This window comes from Stenotrophomonas sp. 80084_Sma, assembly GCF_056481995.1.
In genome coordinates, this window is record NZ_CM151177.1 from 564,726 (window position 1) to 587,107 (window position 22,382).

General features: G+C 66.1%; 18 protein-coding genes and 1 pseudogene. 7 read left to right on the forward strand and 12 right to left on the reverse strand.

Annotated elements, in window-relative coordinates:
• Positions 1 to 22 precede the first annotated feature (22 nt).
• The 3 genes from ACZK3W_RS02575 to ACZK3W_RS02585 form a co-directional block, all read right to left on the reverse strand.
• Entirely contained in the window at positions 23 to 1,432 is a 1,410-nt protein-coding gene (locus ACZK3W_RS02575; RefSeq protein WP_478450404.1) for a mannose-1-phosphate guanylyltransferase/mannose-6-phosphate isomerase, read from the reverse strand.
• A gap of 12 nt (positions 1,433 to 1,444) precedes the next feature.
• On the reverse strand, positions 1,445 to 2,791 hold the full coding sequence (locus ACZK3W_RS02580) for a phosphohexomutase domain-containing protein (RefSeq protein ID WP_049398412.1): 1,347 nt from the start codon (positions 2,789 to 2,791) through the stop codon (positions 1,445 to 1,447).
• Between the two features lie 96 nt (positions 2,792 to 2,887).
• A complete protein-coding gene (locus tag ACZK3W_RS02585; protein ID WP_478450405.1) occupies positions 2,888 to 6,205 on the reverse strand; it encodes a DEAD/DEAH box helicase in 3,318 nt (1,105 codons plus the stop codon).
• A 160-nt stretch (positions 6,206 to 6,365) separates the two neighbouring features.
• On the opposite strand from ACZK3W_RS02585, the gene ACZK3W_RS02590 reads away from it, so the two are divergent.
• Together ACZK3W_RS02590 and ACZK3W_RS02595 are read left to right on the forward strand one after the other, a co-directional pair.
• On the forward strand, positions 6,366 to 7,097 hold the full coding sequence (locus ACZK3W_RS02590; RefSeq protein ID WP_180837593.1) for a CoA transferase subunit A: 732 nt from the start codon (positions 6,366 to 6,368) through the stop codon (positions 7,095 to 7,097).
• 1 nt (position 7,098) lies between these two features.
• The gene (locus ACZK3W_RS02595) at positions 7,099 to 7,728 is read left to right on the forward strand and encodes a CoA transferase subunit B (RefSeq protein WP_049424915.1); all 630 of its coding nucleotides are present in this window, start codon (positions 7,099 to 7,101) and stop codon (positions 7,726 to 7,728) included.
• Here the strand turns inward: ACZK3W_RS02595 and ACZK3W_RS02600 are convergent.
• Positions 7,722 to 10,544 carry a rhamnan synthesis F family protein gene (locus ACZK3W_RS02600; protein ID WP_478450406.1) on the reverse strand — a complete coding sequence of 941 codons (2,823 nt, stop codon included), beginning with the start codon at positions 10,542 to 10,544 and terminating at the stop codon, positions 7,722 to 7,724. The genes ACZK3W_RS02595 and ACZK3W_RS02600 overlap by 7 nt on opposite strands.
• Before the next feature lie 160 nt (positions 10,545 to 10,704).
• On the opposite strand from ACZK3W_RS02600, the gene ACZK3W_RS02605 reads away from it, so the two are divergent.
• Complete coding sequence (locus ACZK3W_RS02605; protein ID WP_032127995.1) at positions 10,705 to 11,292, forward strand: alpha-ketoglutarate-dependent dioxygenase AlkB family protein; 588 nt, start codon at positions 10,705 to 10,707, stop codon at positions 11,290 to 11,292.
• A 4-nt stretch (positions 11,293 to 11,296) separates the two neighbouring features.
• Here ACZK3W_RS02605 and ACZK3W_RS02610 read toward each other — a convergent pair whose 3' ends face one another.
• The 4 genes and pseudogenes from ACZK3W_RS02610 to ACZK3W_RS02625 form a co-directional block, all read right to left on the reverse strand.
• Positions 11,297 to 11,938: an ABC-type transport auxiliary lipoprotein family protein gene (locus ACZK3W_RS02610; protein ID WP_125892546.1), complete on the reverse strand. Its 642-nt coding sequence runs from the start codon at positions 11,936 to 11,938 to the stop codon at positions 11,297 to 11,299.
• The gene (locus ACZK3W_RS02615; protein ID WP_014035909.1) at positions 11,935 to 12,861 is read right to left on the reverse strand and encodes an MlaD family protein; all 927 of its coding nucleotides are present in this window, start codon (positions 12,859 to 12,861) and stop codon (positions 11,935 to 11,937) included. Before ACZK3W_RS02615 ends, ACZK3W_RS02610 begins: the two co-directional genes overlap by 4 nt.
• A 16-nt stretch (positions 12,862 to 12,877) precedes the next feature.
• A pseudogene (locus ACZK3W_RS02620) lies at positions 12,878 to 13,690 on the reverse strand (ABC transporter ATP-binding protein); the annotation flags it as partial.
• Position 13,691: 1 nt separating this feature from the next.
• Positions 13,692 to 14,813, reverse strand: a complete 1,122-nt coding sequence (locus ACZK3W_RS02625; RefSeq protein ID WP_032127999.1) for an ABC transporter permease — start codon at positions 14,811 to 14,813, stop codon at positions 13,692 to 13,694.
• Positions 14,814 to 14,905: 92 nt separating this feature from the next.
• On the opposite strand from ACZK3W_RS02625, the gene ACZK3W_RS02630 reads away from it, so the two are divergent.
• Entirely contained in the window at positions 14,906 to 16,165 is a 1,260-nt protein-coding gene (locus ACZK3W_RS02630; RefSeq protein WP_049398420.1) for a threonine/serine exporter family protein, read from the forward strand.
• Between the two features lie 115 nt (positions 16,166 to 16,280).
• On the opposite strand, the gene ACZK3W_RS02635 is transcribed toward ACZK3W_RS02630, so the two are convergent.
• The 3 genes from ACZK3W_RS02635 to ACZK3W_RS02645 all read right to left on the reverse strand — a co-directional run bounded on the left by ACZK3W_RS02635 (position 16,281) and on the right by ACZK3W_RS02645 (position 19,525).
• On the reverse strand, positions 16,281 to 16,664 hold the full coding sequence (locus tag ACZK3W_RS02635; RefSeq protein ID WP_005415203.1) for an H-NS histone family protein: 384 nt from the start codon (positions 16,662 to 16,664) through the stop codon (positions 16,281 to 16,283).
• A gap of 222 nt (positions 16,665 to 16,886) precedes the next feature.
• Positions 16,887 to 18,590, reverse strand: coding sequence for a proline--tRNA ligase (locus ACZK3W_RS02640; protein ID WP_478450407.1), 1,704 nt, complete (start codon positions 18,588 to 18,590; stop codon positions 16,887 to 16,889).
• A gap of 560 nt (positions 18,591 to 19,150) precedes the next feature.
• Positions 19,151 to 19,525 carry a DUF4124 domain-containing protein gene (locus ACZK3W_RS02645; protein ID WP_049400296.1) on the reverse strand — a complete coding sequence of 125 codons (375 nt, stop codon included), beginning with the start codon at positions 19,523 to 19,525 and terminating at the stop codon, positions 19,151 to 19,153.
• An 80-nt stretch (positions 19,526 to 19,605) separates the two neighbouring features.
• Between ACZK3W_RS02645 and pssA the strand changes: the two genes are divergently transcribed.
• The 3 genes from pssA to rimI are packed head-to-tail and all read left to right on the forward strand — an operon-like array spanning position 19,606 to position 21,382.
• Positions 19,606 to 20,382: a CDP-diacylglycerol--serine O-phosphatidyltransferase gene (gene pssA, locus ACZK3W_RS02650; protein ID WP_019660986.1), complete on the forward strand. Its 777-nt coding sequence runs from the start codon at positions 19,606 to 19,608 to the stop codon at positions 20,380 to 20,382.
• Positions 20,379 to 20,888, forward strand: coding sequence for a hypothetical protein (locus tag ACZK3W_RS02655; protein WP_121504844.1), 510 nt, complete (start codon positions 20,379 to 20,381; stop codon positions 20,886 to 20,888). Before pssA ends, ACZK3W_RS02655 begins: the two co-directional genes overlap by 4 nt.
• Complete coding sequence (gene rimI / locus ACZK3W_RS02660) at positions 20,885 to 21,382, forward strand: ribosomal protein S18-alanine N-acetyltransferase (protein WP_032128003.1); 498 nt, start codon at positions 20,885 to 20,887, stop codon at positions 21,380 to 21,382. Before ACZK3W_RS02655 ends, rimI begins: the two co-directional genes overlap by 4 nt.
• Positions 21,383 to 21,486: 104 nt before the next feature.
• Here rimI and ACZK3W_RS02665 read toward each other — a convergent pair whose 3' ends face one another.
• Positions 21,487 to 22,308 carry an EamA family transporter gene (locus ACZK3W_RS02665; RefSeq protein ID WP_197615413.1) on the reverse strand — a complete coding sequence of 274 codons (822 nt, stop codon included), beginning with the start codon at positions 22,306 to 22,308 and terminating at the stop codon, positions 21,487 to 21,489.
• Between the last annotated feature and the right edge of the window lie 74 nt (positions 22,309 to 22,382).

The window sequence follows — 22,382 nt, forward strand, 5'->3', positions numbered from 1 at the left end:
AGACTGCCAGTCGGCCCCCAACTCAGCTCTCGGTCCGCCCGTAGGTATCCTCGAAGCGCACGATGTCATCTTCGCCAAGGTAACTGCCGGACTGCACCTCGATCAGCTCCAGCGGCAGCTTGCCCGGGTTGCGCAGGCGATGGGTCACGCCCAGCGGGATGTAAGTGCTCTGGTTCTCGCTGAGCAGGATCACCTCGTCGCCGCGGGTCACCTCGGCGGTGCCGCTGACCACGATCCAGTGCTCGGCGCGATGGTGATGCATCTGCAGGCTGAGCGTACCGCCGGGCTTGACGGTGATGCGCTTGACCTGGAAACGCTCGCCGTTGTCGATCGAATCGTAGGCGCCCCACGGGCGGTAGACCTTGCGATGCCAGGTGGCCTCGCTGCGACCGTCGGCCTTCAGCTGCGCCACCACGGTCTTGACCTCCTGCATGCGGTCGGCCTTGCCGACCAGCACCGCGTCGTCGGTCTCGACCACGATCACGTCATCCAGGCCGACCAGTGCCACCAAGCGCTGTGCATAGGCATAGGTGTTGCGGCAGTCGATCGCGATCACGTCGCCCTGGTGCGCATTGCCATCGCCATCCTGATGCGAGACATCGCGCAGTGCGGTCCACGAACCGACGTCGTTCCAGCCGGCGTCCAACGGAATCACCACGGCGTCTTCGGTTTTTTCCATCACGGCATAGTCGATGGAATCGGAGGGAACGGTGGCGAACGCCTCCTTGTCGAGGCGGGTGAAATCCGAATCGCGACGGGCCTGCTGCCAGGCCTGGCGGCTGCTGGCCAGCATGTCGGGCTGGAAGCGCTCCAGTTCCTGCAGGTAGCGCGAGGCCTTGAACAGGAACATGCCGCTGTTCCAGTAGTACTGGCCGCTGGCCACATAGCCGGTGGCGGTGTCCAGGTCGGGCTTTTCGACGAAACGCTCGACGGCACGCAGGCCCTGCCCATTGGCGGCCTTGATATAGCCGTAGCCGGTTTCCGGACCGGTCGGCACGATGCCGAAGGTCACCAGCTTGCCGGCCTCGGCAGCGCTGGCTGCAGCCTGCACGACTGCACGGAACGCAGCCTCATCGGTGATTACATGGTCCGAGGGCAGCACCAGCAGCAGTGCATCGGCGCCGTCGCGGGTGGCCTCCAGGGCTGCGACCGCGATCGCCGGCGCCGTATTGCGGCCAACCGGTTCCAGGATGATGGCAGCCGGCTCGGCGCCGACCTGCTGCAGTTGCTCGGCAGCGACGAAGCGGTGCTCTTCGTTGGCGATCACCAACGGGCCGTGGGTGGCGATGGGCGCGACGCGCTGCCAGGTGGCCTGCAGCATCGTCAGTTCGCCTGCCAGCGGCAGGAACTGCTTCGGATACGCCTCGCGCGACAGTGGCCACAGGCGGGTGCCGGAACCACCGGACAGGATGACGGGCTGGATGTTGCTCATGATCTTCCTTGATTACTGCTGGATAAGGCGGGAGATTTCGTCGGTGCGCGCCTGCATCAGCGCTGCGTCGCCGCGGGCTTCAACGTTCAGGCGCAGCAGCGGCTCGGTGTTGGAACTGCGCAGGTTGAAGCGCCAGTCGCCGAAATCGGCGCTGATGCCATCGGTGTGGTCCAGCGCGGGCGACCGCGCGGCGAAGTGCTCCATCACGCGGGCCACGGCGGCCTTGGCATCGGCCACCTTGAAGTTGATCTCGCCGCTGCAGGGATAGGCCGCCATGCGGTCTTCGACCCAGTCGGCCAGCGAGCGGCCGCTCTCGGAGATCAGCTGCGCGATCAGCAGCCACGGGATCATGCCGGAGTCGGCATAGGCGAATTCGCGGAAGTAGTGGTGGGCGCTCATCTCGCCGCCGTACACCGCATCTTCGGCGCGCATCTTTTCCTTGATGAAAGCGTGACCGCTCTTGCACAGCACCGGCACGCCGCCTGCCTGTTCAACCATTTCCACGGTGTTCCAGACCAGCCGCGGGTCGTGCACGATCTTGCCACCGGGATTGCGTGCCAGGATGGCCTTGGCCAGCAGGCCGACCAGATAGTAGCCCTCGATGAAGCGGCCGGTATGGTCGAAGAAGAAGCAGCGGTCGAAGTCACCGTCCCAGGCAATGCCGAAGTCGGCGCCGTGTTCGCGCACCGCATTGGCGGTGGCGGCGCGGTTTTCCGGCAGCAGCGGGTTGGGAATGCCGTTGGGGAAGCTGCCATCAGGTTCGTGGCAGATGCGGATGAACTCGAACGGCAGGTGCGGTGCCAGCAGGTCGACGATGGCGCCCGCACCACCGTTGCCGGCATTGACCACCAGCTTCAGCGGCTTGAGCTTGGCGGCGTCGACGTAGCTCAGCAGATGCTGGATATAGGCGCTCTTGTCATGCTGGGCGGTCTGCCCGGCGCGTGGCGGCTGGGCCTCGGACGTATCGACGGCGACCGCATCGGAGATCGCGAACAGGCCGGTATCGGAGCTGATCGGGCGGGCGTTCTCCTTGACCAGCTTCATCCCGTTGTAGTCCATCGGGTTGTGGCTGGCGGTCACCATCACACCGCCGGCTGCGCCGAGGTGATCGGTCTGGAAGTAGACCTCTTCGGTACCGCACAGACCGATGTCGATCACCTCACGACCGGTACCACGCAGGCCTGCGGCCAGTGCATCCTGCAGCGCCGGGCTGGTCAGGCGCACATCGTGGCCGAGGACCACCGGGCCGGGAGCGAGCTGCGCAGCCAGGGCGACGCCGATGCGGCGCGCCAGGTCTTCGTTCAGTTCTTCCGGCACGCGGCCGCGGATATCGTAGGCCTTGAAGGCGGGCAGGGGCATCGATCAGATCCTTTGTGAGCTCAGCCCTCAATTGTAGTCCCAGTCCCGTTTGGGAATCGTTTCCATCGGAGAACGCCACCTGACTGGCGCCACGGATCAGGCCTGCGGCGATCGTCGGCCTGGCCGGCGGGTGCGCTTGGCCGGCAGGCCCGGCAACGGCGCCAGCAGCGCCTGGACGTCTTCCTCACTGAAGCGTGGACCCGTGCTGCCGCCACCTTCCAGAATCGATTCCGCCAGCAGGGCCTTGCGTTCCTGCAGCTCGGCAATCCGTTCTTCGATGCTGCCTGCGGCGATCAGCCGGTAGACGAACACCGGCTGCTGCTGGCCGATGCGGTGGGCGCGGTCACTGGCCTGGTTTTCGGCCGCCGGGTTCCACCAGGGATCGAAGTGGATGACGGTGTCTGCAGCAGTCAGGTTCAACCCGACGCCACCGGCCTTCAGGCTGATCAGGAACACGGGTACCTCGCCCTGCATGAAGCGCTGCACCGGTGTGGCCCGGTCCTGGGTATCGCCGGTCAGCGTCACATAGGCCAGCCCGAGTTCCTCCAGCGCCTGCGCGATCAGCGCCAGCATGCCGGTGAACTGCGAGAACACCAGGATCCGCCGGCCTTCCTCGACCATCGACGGCAGCATGTCGCGCAGCAGCTCCAGCTTGGCCGAGCCGGCATTGCGTGCAGGAGCATCGCCCGGCAGCAGGCGCGGATCGCAGCAGACCTGGCGCAGCTTCAGCAAGGCATCCAGCACCACGATATGGCTGCGCGCCAGCCCGCTGCCGCTGATGGCTTCGCGCACCTGCTTTTCCATCGCGGCACGCACGGTTTCATAGAGATCACGCTGGCCACCCTCCATCTCCACCGCGCGGGTAATGAGGGTCTTGGGCGGAAGCTCTGACGCGACCTGATCCTTGCGCCGGCGCAGGATGAAGGGGCGCAGCCGCTGCGCCAGCAGCTGGGCTCGGCGGTGATCGCTGCCGCGCTCGATCGGGTGGCGCCAATGCTGGTTGAACTGTTTTTCGCTGCCGAGCAGGCCGGGCAGCAGGAAGTCGAACTGCGTCCACAGTTCGCCCAGATGGTTTTCCAGCGGCGTACCGGTCAGGCACAGGCGATGGCGGGCCTGCAGCGTGCGCAGGGTGACGGCCGCACGCGATTTCGGATTCTTCACCTGCTGGGCCTCGTCCAGGATCAGCAGATGGTAGGCATGTGCCTGCAGCGCCTGCTCGTCGCGCCAAAGCAGGGGATACGTGGTCAGTACAAGATCGTGCTCGGGGATCGCCTCGAACAGCACCTCACGTGCCGGTCCGTGCAGGGTCAGTACGCGCAGGCCCGGGGTGAAGCGTGCCGCTTCGCTCTGCCAGTTGTGCAGCAGCGAGGTCGGCACCACCAGCAGCGCCGGCCGGTCCAGGCGGCCACTTTCCTTTTCGACCAGCAGATGCGCCAGTGTCTGCAGGGTCTTGCCCAGCCCCATGTCATCGGCCAGCACCCCGCCCAGCCCCTGCTGGCGCAGGTACTGCAGCCACGACAGGCCCTCCAGCTGGTAGGGACGCAGCGTTGCCACCAGCCCCGCTGGTGGCGGCACTTCGCCAAGTGCGGGTGCCTGCATCAGCCGCTGCACCAGCGCCTGGGTATCCTTGCGGCCCCGGAACTGCAGGCGCGCCGTGTCCTGCAGTGCCTGCAGGCGGCCACGGTCAAGCGCTGACAAGCGCAGCGGCGCGCCACGCTGGGCGAACAGGTCCGCCAACAGGGCCATGATCGGCTTCAGTCGCGCGGCCCGCAGTGCCAGGCGGGTGTTGTCGCCTGCCATCAACAGGACGTTCTCGTCGTCGCCGATGGCGTCCAGCTGGCCACGCATCCAGCGGGGATCGGACTGCAGCACCTGCTGCAGCAGCGGAACCATCGATACGTTGCGGCCTTCCACCTGGATGTCCAGACCCAGGTTGAACCAGCCCGCATCCGCCGGGTCCGCCTGGATGTCCAGGTCGATCTCATCCACCCGGGTGATGCGATGGCGGAAGTCGTCGTCCGTCTCCACCTTCCAGCCCAAGGCTTCCAGGCGCGGCACGTCATCCAGCAGGAACCGTGTCCAGTCATGGGTGCGCAGCTGGAACTGCGGGCCAGCGCCGTCCAATGGCGCCCGCGGGTCCGTGTCGCGATACAGTCCCACCGTGCGCAGCTGGGCCTCGCGCCGTGATTCCTCAGCCAGGTCACGGGGCAGCAGGGCGAGCTGGCCCTCCGGATCGAGTGCGAACAGGCTCGGATCATCCAGGAACCGCACGTGCTCGTCGTACTCGAAGGCCACGGTCGCGATATCGGCCCATTGCGACGGGTCGCGGCGGCCGAGCCACGCCGGCCGGAACTCAATCGTATGCAGGCGCAGCACGGGGATCATCGCGCTGATCTGCAGGGTGGGCAGTGTGTCGCTTGCACCGGGGCGCGGCAGGGCAGGGTCGATCTGTTGCAGCATCTGTGCGACCACCGCTTCTTCGTTGGGTAACAGATTGGGCAGGCTCAGGAAGGCGTCGGCGTCCTCGGCCCTGACATCCAGCAGCAGCGGACCGACCTCGCCGGTGACCGGGTCCAGATAGCACGCACTCCGGCCCAGGACCACGCCTCTGGCGCCGCCCTCCACGCTCAACGTGGGTTCCAGCAGCGTCGCGCCCTGCGTCATGCCAACGGTCCAGCCCAGTTCGCCGCGGCGTGGAGCTCCTGACCGGGCCGGCACGTCGCCGTGCGTACCGCAGGAGACCCAGCCATGGCCGCTGGAGACGATCAACTGCAGGGTGGCCGCGAAGTCGATCCATTCGTCCTTCGTCGCGGGCTGCCGCTGGGTGCGTAGCTGGATCATCACCGCCAGATCAGTCGGCGTGAGATAGGCCGGAGGATCCAGCAGCAGGTCCGCGGTGATATCCATCCACTTGCCCGTGCTGATCGCACCATCGGCCCCGTACTTGACGCGCCGGACCAGCACGGCGGGGTGGTGGTTGTAGGTGGACAGTTCGAAGATGACACCGTTCCGGCGTGGCTGGGCCGGCCGGATCCGCGCGCTCTGCCAACGCGAAAGCTCTGCCAGCAGTTCAGGACGCGGCGGTTGCGTCAGGTCCTGTTCGGTCAGGGGGCTCTCGTCGTCCATGGCAAGCGAATCCAGCATGTACGAGACCAGCACCGCCGCCACATGCTTGCAGGTGCGGCCGACGGGGCAGGAACAGGCACTCTGCAGGCGGCTGCGCGCGGTGCGCGTACTGGCCGTCAGATCGATCTCCACGTAGTAGGGATGCCTGGCCGAACCCTGTACCTCGGCCGTCAGCAGGCCATCGCGAAGTTGCCGGTTGCGCACGCCACCCAGGCACTGCTCGCTCTTCTGCAGTGTCCATTCGTCGATCCAGCGGAACAGGTCTTCGTCTGTGAAGGTCGGCGTCATCGTAGATTGAGGGGCGTAGGCGCTGAAGCACCCTTCTGCGTGGAATCGCCCATTCTACCCAATGCCCGCCTGGTGCTCCGTCAATGCTGCGGCGCATCCAGGCCCTTCGCCGCCCTCCAGCTAGAATGCGGTCATCCTCAACGTGCAGGGTAGTACAGCAATGCAGCAATCGACTTCCACCGGCAAGCGCGGCAAGCGCTTCGCCAGTGCGGCGGAGGCCCTGCAAGGGGTGGTCGCCGATGGCCAGACGCTGGCCGTGGGCGGCTTCGGCCTGTGTGGCATTCCCGAGGCCCTGATCGCCGCGCTGCGTGACAGTGGCGCCAAGGGCCTGACCGTGATCTCCAACAATGCCGGCGTCGATGGTTTCGGCCTGGGCCAGCTGCTGGAAACCCGGCAGATCAAGAAGATGATTTCGTCCTACGTGGGCGAGAACAAGGAATTCGAGCGCCAGTTTCTGGCCGGCGAGCTGGAGCTGGAATTCAACCCGCAGGGCACCCTGGCCGAGCGCCTGCGTGCCGGCGGCGCGGGCATCCCGGCGTTCTTCACTGCCACCGGCTACGGCACCGTGGTGGCCGAGGGCAAGGAAACCCGCGAGTTCGACGGCAAGCACTACGTGATGGAGACCGCGCTGCGTGCCGATGTCGCGCTGGTCAAGGCGTGGAAGGCCGACGAAGCAGGCAACCTGGTGTTCCGCAAGACCGCGCGCAACTTCAACCCGGCCTGCGCGATGGCCGGCAAGGTTTGCATCGTGGAAGTGGAAGAGGTGGTGCCGGTCGGCGCCATCGATCCGGACCTGGTGCACCTGCCGGGCATCTACGTGCACCGCATCGTGCACAACCCGCATCCAGAAAAGCGTATCGAACAGCGCACCATCCGCGCGGAGGGCAACTGACATGGCGTGGACCCGCGATGAGATGGCGGCACGCGCCGCCCGCGAACTGACTGATGGCGCCTACGTGAACCTGGGCATCGGCCTGCCGACCCTGGTCGCCAACCATATTCCCGAAGGCGTGGATGTGTGGCTGCAGTCGGAGAACGGCCTGCTCGGTATCGGCCCGTTCCCGACCGATGCCGAAGTGGACGCCGACCTGATCAACGCCGGCAAGCAGACCGTCACCGCACGTGCCGGTGCCAGCTACTTCGGCAGCCACGACAGCTTCGCGATGATCCGCGGCGGCCACGTCAACCTGGCCATCCTCGGCGCCATGCAGGTCACCCATAAGGGCGACCTGGCCAACTGGATGGTGCCCGGCAAGATGGTCAAGGGCATGGGCGGCGCGATGGATCTGGTGGCCGGCGTGCAGCGCGTGGTGGTGCTGATGGAGCACACCGCCAAGAACGGCGAGCACAAGATCCTGACCGAATGCACGCTGCCGCTGACCGGTGTGGGCGTGGTCGACCGCATCATCACCGATCTGGCCGTGTTCGACGTGACTGACAAGGGCCTGCTGCTGGTGGAAGCCGCGCCGGGTGTCAGCGATGAAGAACTGAAGGAAAAGACCGGCGTCGCGTTCCGTCAGTAAGGCCTGCTCACGGCTACATTGCCACGGCCACTGAAGTCGTCTTCGGTGGCCAAATCCTGCAGCCAGGTGCCTGCCTGCCAGCTTCCCTCGGCAAGCAGGCGCAGTGGTTCCAGCACACTCCGTTCATCGAGCGTGATGCTGACAACGTCCGTGCCGACCGCCGAGCAGACATCACTGATGAATGCGAGCGCGCCAGTCTGCACTGCGGCGAGAGCTTCCAGTCCACGCTCCCCCAAGGTCTGTTCGCCGAACTCGCCGTGCACCACTCCACTCATGTCGCGGAAGTAGCCGTTGAACTGACCGTGCGGGGCACTTAGCAGTGCTTCCAGCAAGAGGTCGTGCTGAAGGATCAAGGATGAGCCTGAGGGATCCTGGCGGCCGTCGAAGTAGCGCGCTTCAGCCCAGCCCAATCCGTCCAGCTGCTTGGCCGTTTCCCGCAAGGCGAAGTACTGGCCGCCAATCGGTTCGCCGCTAAGGCGGATCAGATTGCGCTGGATGGTTCCTGCATAACCCAGATCGACGACCATGGCTGGTTCGCCGCCAGTGGCCTCTGACAGGCGCGCTTGCCAGATCTGTCGGCTCTGCTCGGCCAGCTCAAGGAGGGAGGGAAGTGCAGGTTGCAGCCACAGCGAGACCGTGTCTGCCATTTCAGGCAAAAAGACGTCGCGCTCCAGCAGCGTAGAGTCAACTTGGGCAATCACGTCCATGGCCTGCGTGCCAAGGCGTGCCACAAGAAGTTGCCGCATGTTGCCGTTGAAGCTACCGGCCAGTACGGCAGATAGATCTGCATCCGCTGCCAGTGCCGGCAAGGCCGTGGAGCGCCGCGATGCAAGAAAATACTCTGTGCGCAGTGCTCGCATTCCGGAATGGACCTTGGCCAACAGCGTCCAAGCCTGCTCCAGCAGATGGCCTTCTCGAGCGAGCAGCAGGATTGAACCGATACCCCGCCGTTGGGCGGCAGTGGCGGTTGTCAACAGGAAATCAAGCAGGATGGGACCCAACACGCAGTAGCCCGTGTCTTCCGCTGCAAGTTGTGGCGTCGGGTACACGCGATGTGGGGCGGTGTCGGCTATGTACGTCAAACGATTGGCCAGCAACCCACGCCATAGCTGCTCAGGCCAAGGTGCCTGCGCTGCTGAACGATGGCGCAAGGTGCGCAGAGCGGGGACCATGTCGAACAGTGCGCCGGGACGTAGCACGTGGACCGGATTGATCAGGCCGGCACGTTGCGGCAGCTGGACATCAGAATGTTCATTGTCGCCCACATGCAGCCAATGATCCGGAGATATTGCCAACTGCTCCGCCCATCGCGCCCAGCTGTCGTCGGCATCCTTACGGTGCCCGGTTTCGCAGGAGATCCACCAGGTGTCGGTAACGGCTTCCACTGGTGGTGGCAGTATGCTGCGCAGTACAGCTGCGGGCAGGTACATGTCCGACAGAGCGATCAGCCGTTTTCCGGCCAACGTCGGTAGTGCTTCCAGAAGCCCCTGGCGCGGGCGCAACAGCTCCTGCTCTGTCTGCACTTCCAGTGCCAGCAGACGCTGGGCCATGGCGCCGTCAAGGTGCCCGATGCGTCCCACCTGCTGGTAGATTTCGGCCAGTTCCGGATCGCGGCCCAGACGTTGCCGTTCTGCGATTTCCGCGTCCTCCCGAATCTCGGCGAACGCAGTCAATCCCGATATGCGTTCAGCACGAAGTGCCAGCAGTTGGCGCGCGCCATTTGGCGTCGTGAAGGGGCGCAGAACCATGGTGTCGAATACATCCAGCGTCACCACCCTGGCTTCGATGCCCGCCATCCGTAGTTGCTCTGCCAGCGGATACCTGAAGGCAGCACCGGCATTTCGCTCACCTTCGGTGGCCATGTGGCGACTGCCATCGGCCGGCAGTACGCCGATTCGATAGCCACGATCGCGAGCGATCAATGCGAAAAGACGTTCGATCGCATGCTGCAGAGTGCCATCGATCTGGCCCTGCTCTGCGGGAAACTCATCCAACGAAAGTCTCAGCTCGAACAGTGGCCGCAGGGCATCCACTCGCGCCCAGAACATCGAGCCGGCGGGGTAATCGAAGTAGCCGGTGCCGTCCCACCCCAGACCCAGGCGGGCGCACAAAGCGTGACCTATTGAAGCGTTGGAAAGCCAAGTATGTGCCCATGGCGGTAGTGACGCATGGGTTTCCGGATAGACCAGCCCCAAATCCGGGGCCGCCTGCAGCACGCCAAGCAACCAAGCCAGGCGATCGTGGTCACCAAACAGCGATGCCAGTAGATAGCGTCGCCACTGTTCCTGGGTGCTACCGGTGTAAAGCGATTTCTTGGTGTGTACGTGGCCCACCACGTCCAGCTCACGGATGCTGGTTTCAAATGCGAGCATCAGTGGCGCGATGTCGCGGCCACGGTTGGCTACCTTCGCTACCTGCAGGTCGATCAGCTTGGGAAGCTGCCCAAACCGTGCACGAACCTGCTCTGCAGCGACGTCATCCACCACCGAGACCATAAGCCGATAGGGAACTGGCATCTGTTCCAGCGACGAGGCCAGCTCTTCAATCAGGTCCGGATAGAAGACATGCGCCATCACTCCGACCTTCAATGAAATCAGCTCCAGTGGGACTGGTGCTGGCAATGGTGTGTCGCATACTGGTGGAGTACTCGGGTGATGAGTTGCGCCGGAAGTGCGCACGCGGCGCAGCAGTCCACCGATACCCATGACACGTGCAATCTTCAGTGCGCGACGGACCACCGACCAGAGCCCCGGCAATCCGCCTCCGTGGCGCTGAACCGAGCGTTGGATTGCATCAAGGTAACGACGGAGCTTCACCGTTCACTCCGTTGGTCAGATGCAGAGCTGGACTGGCTGGGTTTAAGGCGCGGCATCAGTTGAATTGGAAGGATAGGTCGAGATGGAGCATTGTCCCGTCTGTGACTGAACCGGGCAAATCGGGCAAGCTGGAGCTGATTTCATCTGAAGACATGGCGCCATGCTGTTCCCTCACGACCTGCCCGATGCCGATGTCCAGCACCTGCCGGGCTGGCTGGCCGCGACCGATGCCGACCGGCTCCTGTCCGTGCTGCAGGCCGAAGTCCCCTGGGAAGTCCACCGCATCCGCATGTTCGGCAACTGGGTGGATTCGCCGCGGCTGAGCTGCTGGATCGGCGATCCGCAGGCGCGCTACCGCTATTCGGGGGCTGAATTCGTGCCGCACTTCTGGCCACCCGCGTTGCAGGCCATGCGTGATCGCCTGCAGGTGGAGGGCCTCGGCCGCTTCAACAGCGTGCTGCTGAACCGCTATCGCGGCGGCGGTGATTACATGGGCTGGCACAGCGATGACGAGCCGGAGCTGGGGCCGGCCCCGGTGATTGCTTCGCTGAGCCTGGGCGCGGCGCGGCGCTTCCTGCTGCGCCGGCGCGATGACCCGGCGCGGAAGGCCGAGTATCTGCTCGGCCATGGCGATCTGCTGGTGATGGCCGGTCAGACCCAACAGTTCTATCAGCACGCGCTGCCGAAGATGGCACGCGTGCAGGGGGAGCGGATCAACCTGACGTTCCGCTGGATCACGCCGCGCTGATCGATCAGCGCGCGACGGTCGGCTGGTCGGCCTGCCCGCTCACCAGCGTCCAGCCCACCACGTCCTGCGCCAGCTGCTGCAGCCCACGCTCGAACGCGGCGGTCACCGCCGGTACGTCGGTGCTGCCGACCGGCTGCGCCTGGCGGAAGGTGCGGTCGGCGACCACGCGCTGGTCGGCCACGTGGATCAGCTTGGCGTTGACCTCGATCACCACTGTCGGCGTGGCCTGTCCCTGGTAATCCGATTCGAAGCGGCGCACGTCGGTGGACAGCTTGTAGTCGGCGCGGATGCCGGCGGTGCTGCGGGCCACGCCGCGGATGCGGCCGGAATCCTCGAAGCCGCGCAGCAGGGTGTCCTCGATCATGTCGGTGGCCGGCTGCGCCCAGCTGGCGCCCTTGTAGATCTCCAGCTGCGATGGCGTCGGCCGCACGTTGATGCGCGGGCTGTCGACCATGCGCGCGGCGCTGGGTTTGGCCAGTACCAGCTGCCAGCTGGCCTGTGGCCACGCCGGGTCCGCCTTGACCTGCACGGACGGCGAGTACAGCGTCACTGCGGTTTTCTCGCTGCTGCCAAGGATGGAGCAGCCGCCCAGCAGGGTGACCATCGAAGCGGCCAGCAGCAGGCGCGGAAGGGTGGTCGGGCTCATTTGGGTTCGAACTCCTTCGGTGCGTCGCGGCCCAGCAGGTAGCGCGCGGGGTTGTTCTCGAGGCGGTCGCTGACCCGGCGCAGGTCGCGGATCAGGCCGCGCAGTTCGGTCAGCGTCGGGCCGAGCTGGCCGAGGCCATCGTTGGCGAAGCTGTTGATGGCAGCGCGGTTCTCGCCAAGGATCGAATCGGCGTTGCCTGCGGCCGAATCAAGCTTGGCCAGAGTGCCGTCGAGCTTGTCGATGATGCCCGGCAGCTGCTGCACCAGGTTCTTGTCCAGGCGCTCGATGGTGCCGTTGGTGGTCTTCAGCGTGGTGTCCAGGCTGCGCGCGGCGTCGCGCGCGCTGAGCAGCAGCGCCTGCGTGCCCTGGTCACGGTCGGCCAGACCACCGCTGATGGTTTCCAGGTTGGCCAGTGTCGCGTTGATCGAAGCCACGTTGCGGTCGCTGAGAATCTGGTCCATGCGCTCGACGATGCGGTTGGCGACGTCGGTGATGTTCTGCAACGCCGACGGCGTGGTCGGGATGATCGGCGCCGGGTCCTTGTTGACCGTGGTCAGCGCCGGCGACTGCGGCGTGCCACCGCTGAGCTGGATGATCGACGGGCCGGTCAGGCTGGTGATCGCCAGCTTGGCGCGGGTATCGGTCTTGACCGGCGTGTTGGAGTTCAGGCGGATGCGCGCGACCACCTGGCGCGGGTCGTCCGGTACCAGGTTCAGTTCGGTGATCGAGCCCACCGCGATGCCGTTGTACTGCACCGGGCTGCCCACCGACAGGCCGGTCACCGCTTCGCGGAACACCACGCGGTATTCCTGCCAGGTGCGGTCGGAAGAGTACTTGGCGGCCCACAGGCCGAAGGCCAGCAGGGCCAGGCCGGTGATCAGGGTGAACGCGCCGATCAGCACGTAGTTGGCTTTGGTTTCCATGGCTCAGGCACTCTCGATCTGTTCGCCACGCGCGGCGCGCGCGGGGTCCGTGGAAGTATTCCTGGATCCACGGATGATCCAGTTTCTCGATGTCAGGCAGGGGCGCATTGGCCACGACCTTGCGGTCGGCGATCACCGCTACCCGGTCGCAGATCGCGTACAGCGTGTCCAGGTCGTGGGTGATCAGGAACACGGTCAGCCCCAGCGCTTCCTGCAGGGTCTTGATCAGGCGGTCGAACGCCGCCGCGCCGATCGGGTCGAGGCCGGCAGTGGGTTCATCCAGGAACAGCAGCGGTGGGTCCAGCGCCAATGCGCGGGCCAGGCCGGCGCGCTTGCGCATGCCACCGGACAGCTGCGAGGGCAGCTTGTTGATCGCATCGGCGGGCAGGCCGGCCAGCTTCACCTTCAGCAGCGCCAGTTCGTAGTGCCAGCGCTCGGGCAGTTCGCGATGGTGCTCCTTCAGCGGTACCTGCACGTTCTCACCCACGGTCAGCGACGAAAACAGCGCGCCGTCCTGGAACAGCACGCCGGTGTTGCGTTCGATGTGCAGGCGGCTCTCGGCATCGTCGGCACGCGCGTCGCGGCCGAGCACTTCGATCTGCCCGGCATCGGGCACGCGCAGGCCGAGGATCGAACGCATCAGCACCGATTTGCCGGTACCGGAGCCACCGACCACGCCCAGGATCTCGCCGCGGCGCACGTCCAGGTCCAGGTCCTCATGCACAGTCTGGCTGCCGAAACGGTTGACCAGACCACGCACGCGGATGGCCAGCTCGTGGCCGTCGTCGTCCTGCATGGGAATTTCTTCGGGCGTCGGATGTGTGCTCATGTCACCAGTCCATGTGCATGAACCACAACGCCGCGAAGGCGTCGATGATGATCACCAGCGAGATGGTCTGCACCACGCTGGAGGTGGTGCGTTCGCCGACCGACTGCGCCGTGCCTTCGACCTTCAGTCCTTCCAGGCAGCCGATCAGGCCGATCACCAGCGCGAACACCGGCGCCTTCGACAGGCCGACCAGCATGTGCCGCACTTCCATCGTCTCGTGCATGCGCGCGATGTACATCTGCGGCGGAATATCCAGATCGAACGCACCCACCGTGATGCCGCCGGCCAGGCCGGCGACCATCGCGATGAAGGTCAGCAGGGGCAGGGTGACCAGCAGCGCCAGCAGTCGTGGCAGCACCAGCAGGTCGATCGGGTCCAGGCCCAGGGTGCGCATCGCATCGATTTCCTCGCGCGCCTTCATCGCACCGATCTGCGCGGTGAAGGCGCTGGCGGTGCGGCCGGCCAGCACGATCGCGGTCAGCAGTACCGCAAATTCGCGCAGGAAGGCGATGTTGACCAGTTCGACCACATAGATCTCGGCGCCGAAGTCGCGCAGGATGGTCGAGCCGAGGAAGGCGATCACCGCGCCGACCAGGTAGGACAGCAGTGCCACCAGCGGTACCGCATCCAGCCCGACCTGCTCCATCTGGTGCACGGTGGCGGTCAGGCGGAAACGGCGGGGTTCCTTGACCAGGCGCGCGGCCTTGACCAGGTTCTCGCCGAGGAAACTGCACAGCGCCTTGATGTTGTGGCCGGTGGCATGGACGCTGACACCCAGCCGTTCCAGTGCAGCCAGCACGCCGAAGTCGCGCTTGGGCTTGGGCCGGTCGTCGGCCACTTCCTCGATGGTGCACACCAGCGCCTGGTGGTCCGGGCGGAACTTCAGTGCGTCCTCACCGAGGTCGGCGCGATGGGCCACGCGCAGCACCTGCAGCACGCCGGCCGAATCCATCTTCTCGATGGCGGTGGCATCGATGCCGGTCAGCGTGTCGGGAACGCCGCGCAGGACTTCGGCCGCGGCCAGCGCGGTCTTCAAGGTCCAGGTGCCGGACAGGCGGATCACGCCCGGGTCATGGGCATCCTGTTCGAGCTGGGGGGCGTGGTTCGGGGTCACTTGGGCCATTCGGGTCGCAGCATAACCGTTCTGTATTGGGCATCGCGTCGAACTCGGATGAATTTCTCCGGTAAGGCCCAGCCTAGGTAATACTACGGCGCATGTCCGCAGACGCTCACACGATCCCCACGCCCCAGGCCACCTACGCGCAGCGCGTGGCCTTCGTTTCCGAGATCGCCGGACGCCTGCACAGCTACGGCACAACGGCCCAGCGCCTGGAAACGGCAGTGGTGGCACTGGCCCGCCAGCTCGATCTGGATTGTGAACCGTGGTCGAATCCCACCGGTATCATCCTCAGCTTCAGCGACCCTGCGCAGGCGATCGGCTCCAGTGACATCACCCGCGTGATCCGCCTGGCCCCCGGCGAGAACGACCTGCACAAGCTCAGCGTGGCCGATCATATCGCCGAGGAAGTGGCCAACGGGCGGATGAGCATCGCCCAGGGCCACACCGCGCTGCGCCAGCTGGACAAGGATCCGGGCCGGCGCGGCAAGCTGCGCACCATCCTTTCGTTCACCCTCGGCGCGGCCGGTGTGGCCGGCATGTGGAAGCTGCCGTGGCTGGACATTGCCACCGCCGGTGTCATCGGCCTGATGATCGGCCTGCTCGGCATGGTCACCGACCGTCGCCCGGCCACCCGCGAAGCCGCCGAGGCACTGGCCGCGCTGCTGGCCGGCCTGGTCGCCACCCTGGTCGCGTCCTTCATCGGCGCGCTCAACCTCAACACGGTGATCATCGCCTCGCTGGTGGTGCTGCTGCCCGGCATGTCGCTGACCAATGCGGTCAATGAGCTGGCCAGCCAGCACTGGGTGTCGGGTACCGCGCGCTTTGCCGGCGCGCTGACCACCATCATGAAGCTCAGCGTCGGCGCGATGATCGCGGTGACCCTGGCCGACGTGCTCGGGCTCGATCCGGTGATCCGCGCCACGCGGCCGCAGGGGCCGTGGGTGGAGTGGGGCTCACTGCTGACCGCAGCGTTTGCCTTCGCGATGCTGTTCAAGGCCAACCGCCGCGATTATCCGTGGGTGATCGCGGCCTCGGTCGCTGGTTATGCGATCTCCAAGTTCGGTGGCCACGCCTGGGGGGCGCCGGCTGGCATCTTCCTGTCGGCGATGCTGCTGACCGCCGGTGGCAATCTGTTCGGCCGCCTCGTCGGCCGCCCGGGCGCAATCATCCGCCTGCCCGGCATCATCATGATGGTGCCCGGCAGCACCAGCCTGCGCGGCGTGCTGACCCTGGTCCAACAGCAGGACGTGGGCGCCGGCCAGAGCGTGTTCCTCACCGTGCTCAACGTGGTGATGGCGCTGGTCGCTGGCCTGCTGTTCGGCAACCTGCTGATGCCGGCCCGCAAAACCCTGTAATCGCCCTCTGGGCTGCTTCCTGTGGGTGTGGACCGTTGGTCCACACATCTTTCCTTTCCGAAGAATGAAAAACGCCGGCTTTCGCCGGCGTTTTTCATTGCATCCCGATCCGGCCTCAGGCCTTCTTGATCAGGAAATCTTCCGGCTTCTTGTTGCCCTTGGCGGTCAGCTCGGCCATCCAGCGCGGCTGCTTGCCACGACCGGTCCAGGTTTCCTTCGGATTGGCCGGGTTGCGGTACTTCGGCGCAACCTTGCCCAGCTTGCGGCCAGCGGTCTTCGACGGTGCCTTGGCGACCTTGGCCACCTTGCGCGCGCGCGGGGCCGGGGCGTCGCCGAACAGTTCCTCGATGGTGTAACCCTCGGTCTTGGCCAGCTTGGTCAGCTGTGCCCGGACCTTGGTGATCGGCCGGCGCTTGGCGACGATGGTCTGCTGTTTCTTGGCGGTGCGGATCAGGGCGCCCAGCTCGCGTGCCGACAGGCCGGTCAGGTCAATGCTCATTTACGGTTACTCCGGAAACTAATAAGTGGACGGGACGAGCCAGTCCCTGGCGTCGCGGGACAGAATAAAGATGAATTAATCCCAGCACAAATGCAGACCGGTCATGGCCTGGCAGCATCCCGGCTGCATTGCGTCGATTTTGACCGGATTATGTCCGCTGCAATATTGCTCAAATGGGCGTCAGGCAAAAAAAGACCGGGGCATGCCCCGGTCTTTTCCTGATCAACCCTGCAGGCGCTGCAGCAGGGTGGCCTTGTCCAGGCTTTCCGCTTCGCTGGCGCGGCGCGAACGGTACTCGTAGGTGCCGGCGGCCAGGCCACGTTCGCTGACCACCACGCGGTGCGGGATGCCGATCAGTTCCATGTCGGCGAACATCGCGCCCGGGCGCAGGCCACGGTCGTCGAGTGCCGCGTCCAGGCCCGCATCGCGCAGCTCCTGCAGCAGGTTGGCCGCGGCCTCGGCCACGGCGGCGTCGCCCTTCGGATTGATCACGCATACCACCACCTGCCACGGCGCCATCGCGTCCGGCCAGATGATGCCGGCATCGTCATGGTTCTGTTCGATCGCGGCAGCCACCACGCGCGAGATACCGATGCCATAGCAGCCCATCGCCATCACCGCGGCCTTGCCGTTCTCGTCCAGAACGGTGGCATCCAGCGCTTCGGCATACTTGCGGCCGAGCTGGAACACGTGGCCGACTTCGATGCCACGGGCGATCTTCAGTTCACCACCGTCCAGCGCACGGTCACCGGCACGCACGTTGCGGATGTCGGCCACTTCCGGTTCCGGCAGGTCGCGGCCCCAGTTGACGCCAGCCAGGTGGAAACCGGCTTCGTTGGCGCCGACGACGAAGTCGGACATCGCCGCCACTTCGCGATCGGCCACCACGCGGATGGCCTTGGCCGGGGCGACCGGGCCGAGGAAGCCCGGCACGCTGCCCAGGTGCTCGGCGATTTCCGCCTCACTGGCGAAGCGCTGTTCGTCCAGGCCGGCAACCTTGGCCAGCTTGATCTCGTTGACCTCATGGTCGCCGCGTACCAGCAGCAGCACGAACTGCTGTGCCTTGCCTTCGCCGGCGATCAGCGCCACCGATTTCACCGTGCGCTGCAGGTCGATGCCGAGCAGCGCCGCGACATCCTCGCAGGTTTTCTGGGTGGGGGTATCGACCTTGCGCATGGCTTCGCTGGCGGCCGCACGCGGTGCCGGATCGGCAGCGATCGCCGCTTCCATGTTGGCCGCGTAGTCCGAACCGGTGGAGAACACCAGCGCGTCTTCGCCGGAATCGGCGATGACGTGGAATTCCTGCGAGGCATCGCCACCGATCGCGCCGGAGTCGGCCTGCACCATGCGGAAATCCAGGCCGAGGCGGGTGAAGATACGGCTGTAGGCCGACTTCATGTTCTCGTACTCGCGCACCAGGCACTCATCGTGCAGGTGGAACGAATAGGCGTCCTTCATCAGGAACTCGCGCGAACGCATCACGCCGAAGCGCGGACGGATCTCGTCGCGGAACTTGGTCTGCACCTGGTAGAAGTTCACCGGCAGCTGCTTGTAGCTGGACAGCTCGCTGCGCGCGAAGTCGCAGGCGGCTTCTTCGGCGGTCGGGCTGTAGCAGAACACCTGGTCCTTGCGGTCCTTGATCTTCAGCAGCTGCGGGCCGAACTTCTGCCAGCGCCCGGTCTGCTCCCACAGTTCCTTCGGCTGGATGGTCGGGATCTGGAATTCCACGGCACCGGCGCGGTCCATTTCCTCGCGCACGATGCGTTCAACCTTGCGCAGCACGCGCAGGCCCAGCGGCGACCAGGTGTATAGGCCCGATGCCAGCTTGCGGATCATGCCCGCGCGCAGCATCAGCCGGTGGCTGGTGAGCTCGGCGTCGCTGGGGGTTTCCTTGGTGGTGTGCAGGTGGAACTGGGAGAGGCGCATCGTCGGCTTCGGATAACGGCAGAGACGCCTATTCTGCCAGCCCGGCCGGGGGGAGGGGTATCGGCAGGGCTGCGCCCTGCACCCGCCTCAAGCAACGTCAACTGCAACTGCAACAGCGGGCTTCCCGTGGGATGGCGGGGTGGGTCCGGTTGCGGGGGACGCCGTAAATACGTCCCTGTGGCTCGGTCGCGCCATCCATGGCGCTCACGCCCCCGCAACCGGACCCACCCCGCCTTCGACAGTTTTCTGCGATCTGTCGCCCTTTTGTAGGGCCGAGCCATGCTCGGCTGCTGTTCGATCAATTCTCGAACTATTCGATTTCCATGGAGATTCATCCACGCATGGCGTGGATCTACTGACCACCGGGAATCTGTCGGGGGTGGGGCGGTGTCGGATTGCGGGGTGTCAGCCGCATGGATGCGGCTGCCAAGCCTACAGGGACGTACTTGCGGCGTCCCCGCACTCCGACACCGCCCCGCCATTCCACGGAATGCCCGCTCTTGACGTTGCCCTTGCTACCGCCTCTGCGGGTGCAGGGCTGCAAGCCCTGCCGATAACCCTCACTCCGCCGGGCAGTAGGCCTTGATGGCGGCTTCAGCCAATCCCTTCTGCGCGCTGCGCTGCTCCGGAGCCAACGCGGTATCGGCCTTGCCATCACCATCGGTGTCCTGCATAACCTGGCCGCCGCCGTCCAGCAGGGCCAGGTTGGCGCGGGCGGTGCTGCACTGCTCGGGCACCGGCGCGGCCGGGGTCTCGGCGCTGGCCGCCGCCTGGGGACTGCGCGCCTGCGCCCGGGTCTCGAACTTCCTGCCCGCCGGCGGGGTCTCCGAATACTGGGTCACGCCATTGGCGTCCTTCCATTTATAGACCGGGCCGGCCACGGCGTTGGCACTGGCCAACAGCAGCAGGCATCCAAGGCAGGACAGGGCACGCATGGCAAACTCCACGGAATGGGCGTAGAACGCCGATTGCAGCATTGGCGCCGAGCACTGGCAAGTCGATTAAACTGGATTCCATGGACCCGATCACACCGCCGCCGCGTTCGCGCACGATTTACCTGCTGCCCAACCTGTTCACCACCGCCGGCCTGTTTGCTGGCTTCTACGCGATCATCGCCGCGGCCAACGGGGACTTCGTCAACGCCAGCATCGCCGTGTTCGTGGCGGCGGTGATGGATGGCCTGGATGGGCGCGTGGCGCGCCTGACCGGCACCAGCAGCGAATTCGGCGTGCAGTACGACTCGCTGGCCGACCTGGTCAGCTTCGGCATGGCCCCGGCGCTGGTGATGTACCACTGGTCGCTGTCGTGGCTGAAGTTCGACGACCCGCTGCTGGGTCGCGTCGGCTGGGCCGTGGCCTTCCTGTATGCCGCCTGCGCGGCGCTGCGCCTGGCCCGCTTCAATACCCAGGTAGCGGTGGTCGACAAGCGCTGGTTCGTCGGCCTTGCCAGCCCGGCCGCGGCCGGCCTGATGATGTCCTTCGTCTGGGCGTTCGCCGATGGCAACCTGGGCTGGGACGGCAACCAGCTGCGCTACGTGGCGCTGGCGGTGACGATCATCGCGGCGCTGCTGATGGTCAGCCGCATCCGCTTCTGGAGCTTCAAGGGCGGCGGCGCCAAGGGCACCCGCTCCGACCGCGTGCCGTTCCTGGTACTGGCCCTGGTGCCAGTGGCGATCGCCATTGCGGTCATCGATCTGCCGCGCGTGCTGTTCGCGGTGGGCATCCTGTACGCCTTGTCGGGCCCGGTGATGTGGGCCGTGCAGCGCCTGCGCAAGAAGCCCGAGGCCGCGTGAGCGGGGACCTGCCCGTGCTGTGGTCACCGGCCCAGCAGGCCTGGCTGCAGGCCATGGGCTACACCGTCTATCACGACGGCCAGCTGGCCGCCGAGCTGGATGCCGCGCTGCAGCTGAGCGTGGCCGAAGCCGAGGCGGCTGCCACACCAGCGGCGGAGCAGGCGCGGGCGCCAACCGCACCCGCGCGCGAACCTCTGGCTGCGGCCGCACCGGTTTCCCGCCAGGAACGCCCGGCGCCAGCGCGTCGCGAGACCCCGGTCAGCGCACCGGACACCGCGCCCGCGGCTGCCCGGCCGCTGCCTGGCGGCAATGCCCGGCAGCCGGTGGTGCGCCTGCCGGATCGCCTGCAGATCGCCTTGCTGCGCGCGTCCGGCTGCAATCCCAATGATCCGGCCACGCAGGCGCTGATGGACAGCTGGCCGCTGGACCAGCTGCGTCAGGACCCGGCCGCCAAGCGCGCGCTGTGGCCGCAGCTGCGCGCCCTGCGCAAGCGGGGCGCGCCATGAGTGCGGTCAGCCAGCCCGGTCCGGTCAGCCTGCGCGCGCTGCGCGAGAGCGACCTCAACGCGGTGATGGCGATTGAAGTACGCGGCTATCCGTTTCCCTGGACCCGCGGCATCTTCGTCGACTGCCTGCGTGCGGGCTATCCGGGCCTGGCCATGGAGCGCGATGGCCAGTTGATCGGCTATGGCGTACTCAGCATCGCGGCCGACGAGGCCCATGTGCTGAACGTCTGCATCGATCCACTGACGCAGTCGCGTGGGCTCGGACGTCAGTTGCTGCGCGCGCTGGTACAGCTGGCCGGCGACCGGGGTGCGCAGCGTGTGTTCCTGGAAGTGCGTCCGTCCAACACACCCGCGCTGGCCTTGTACCACAGCGAAGGCTTCAACGAGATCGGTCGCCGCCCGCGTTACTACCCGGCCGCACAGGGCCGCGAAGACGCGGTGGTGATGGCGATCGAACTGGTCGACGGCGACCTGCAGGCGATGCCGCCGCTGTAGCGGAGCAGGTTTGCCGGCCAGCGGCCGGCACTACCGATGGATCTCCGCTGTCATCGACACGTCACCTACCGTGGTAGGTGCCAACCTTGGTTGGCACGCTTTCCTCACGCCAGCCGCAGTGCCAACACACCCCCGACGATCAACGCCGCCGCCAGCCAGCGCGCGCGCGGAATCCGTTCGCGCAGCAGGAACACCGAGATCAGCAACGCGAACAGGATCGACGATTCGCGCAACGCCGAGACCATCGCCACCGGCGCCTGGGTCATTGCCCACAACGCCATCGCATACGAGGTGGTGGTGCCGACGCCACCGGCCAGCCCCAGCGGCCAGTGCTGCCGCGCATAGTCCAGCACCGCGCCGCGGCGCGTGTACAGCGCCCACAGTGGCAGTGGAATGCCCGACAGCAGGAACAGCCACAACGTATAGCTGAGTGCGCTGCCGGACTGACGCGCGCCCTGCGCATCGACCAGGGTGTAGGTGGCGATCATCGCCGCGGTCAGCAGCGGCAGGCGCAGCTGGCCGCCACGCGCCCCCAGCGCCATGCACAGGATGCCGGTGCTGACCAGCACCACGCCCAGCCACGCTGCCGGTGGCAGCTGCTCGCCCAGCAGGGTGCCCGCCAACGCGACCAGGATCGGCGCGCTGCCACGCATCAGCGGGTAGGCCAGGCTCATGTCGACCTGCTGGTAACAGCGTGCGACCAGGCCGTAGTAGGTCACCTGCAGCAGCACCGACGCGCTCAGCCACGGCCAGCTGTGCGCGGCGGGAAATGGCAGGAAGGGCAGGGCGGCAGCCGACAGCAGCGCGGCACTGCCGGTCACCAGTACGGTGCCGAGGAACTTGTCCGGCCCGCGCTTGACGATCGCGTTCCAGCTGGCGTGCAGGGCTGCAGCGGCGAGAACCAGCAGGAAGATGGAAAGCGGCATCCGCCGATGATGCCATGCGCGGGAAATGTAGAGTCGAGCCATGCTCGACTGCTGTCATGAGTCGAGCACGGCTC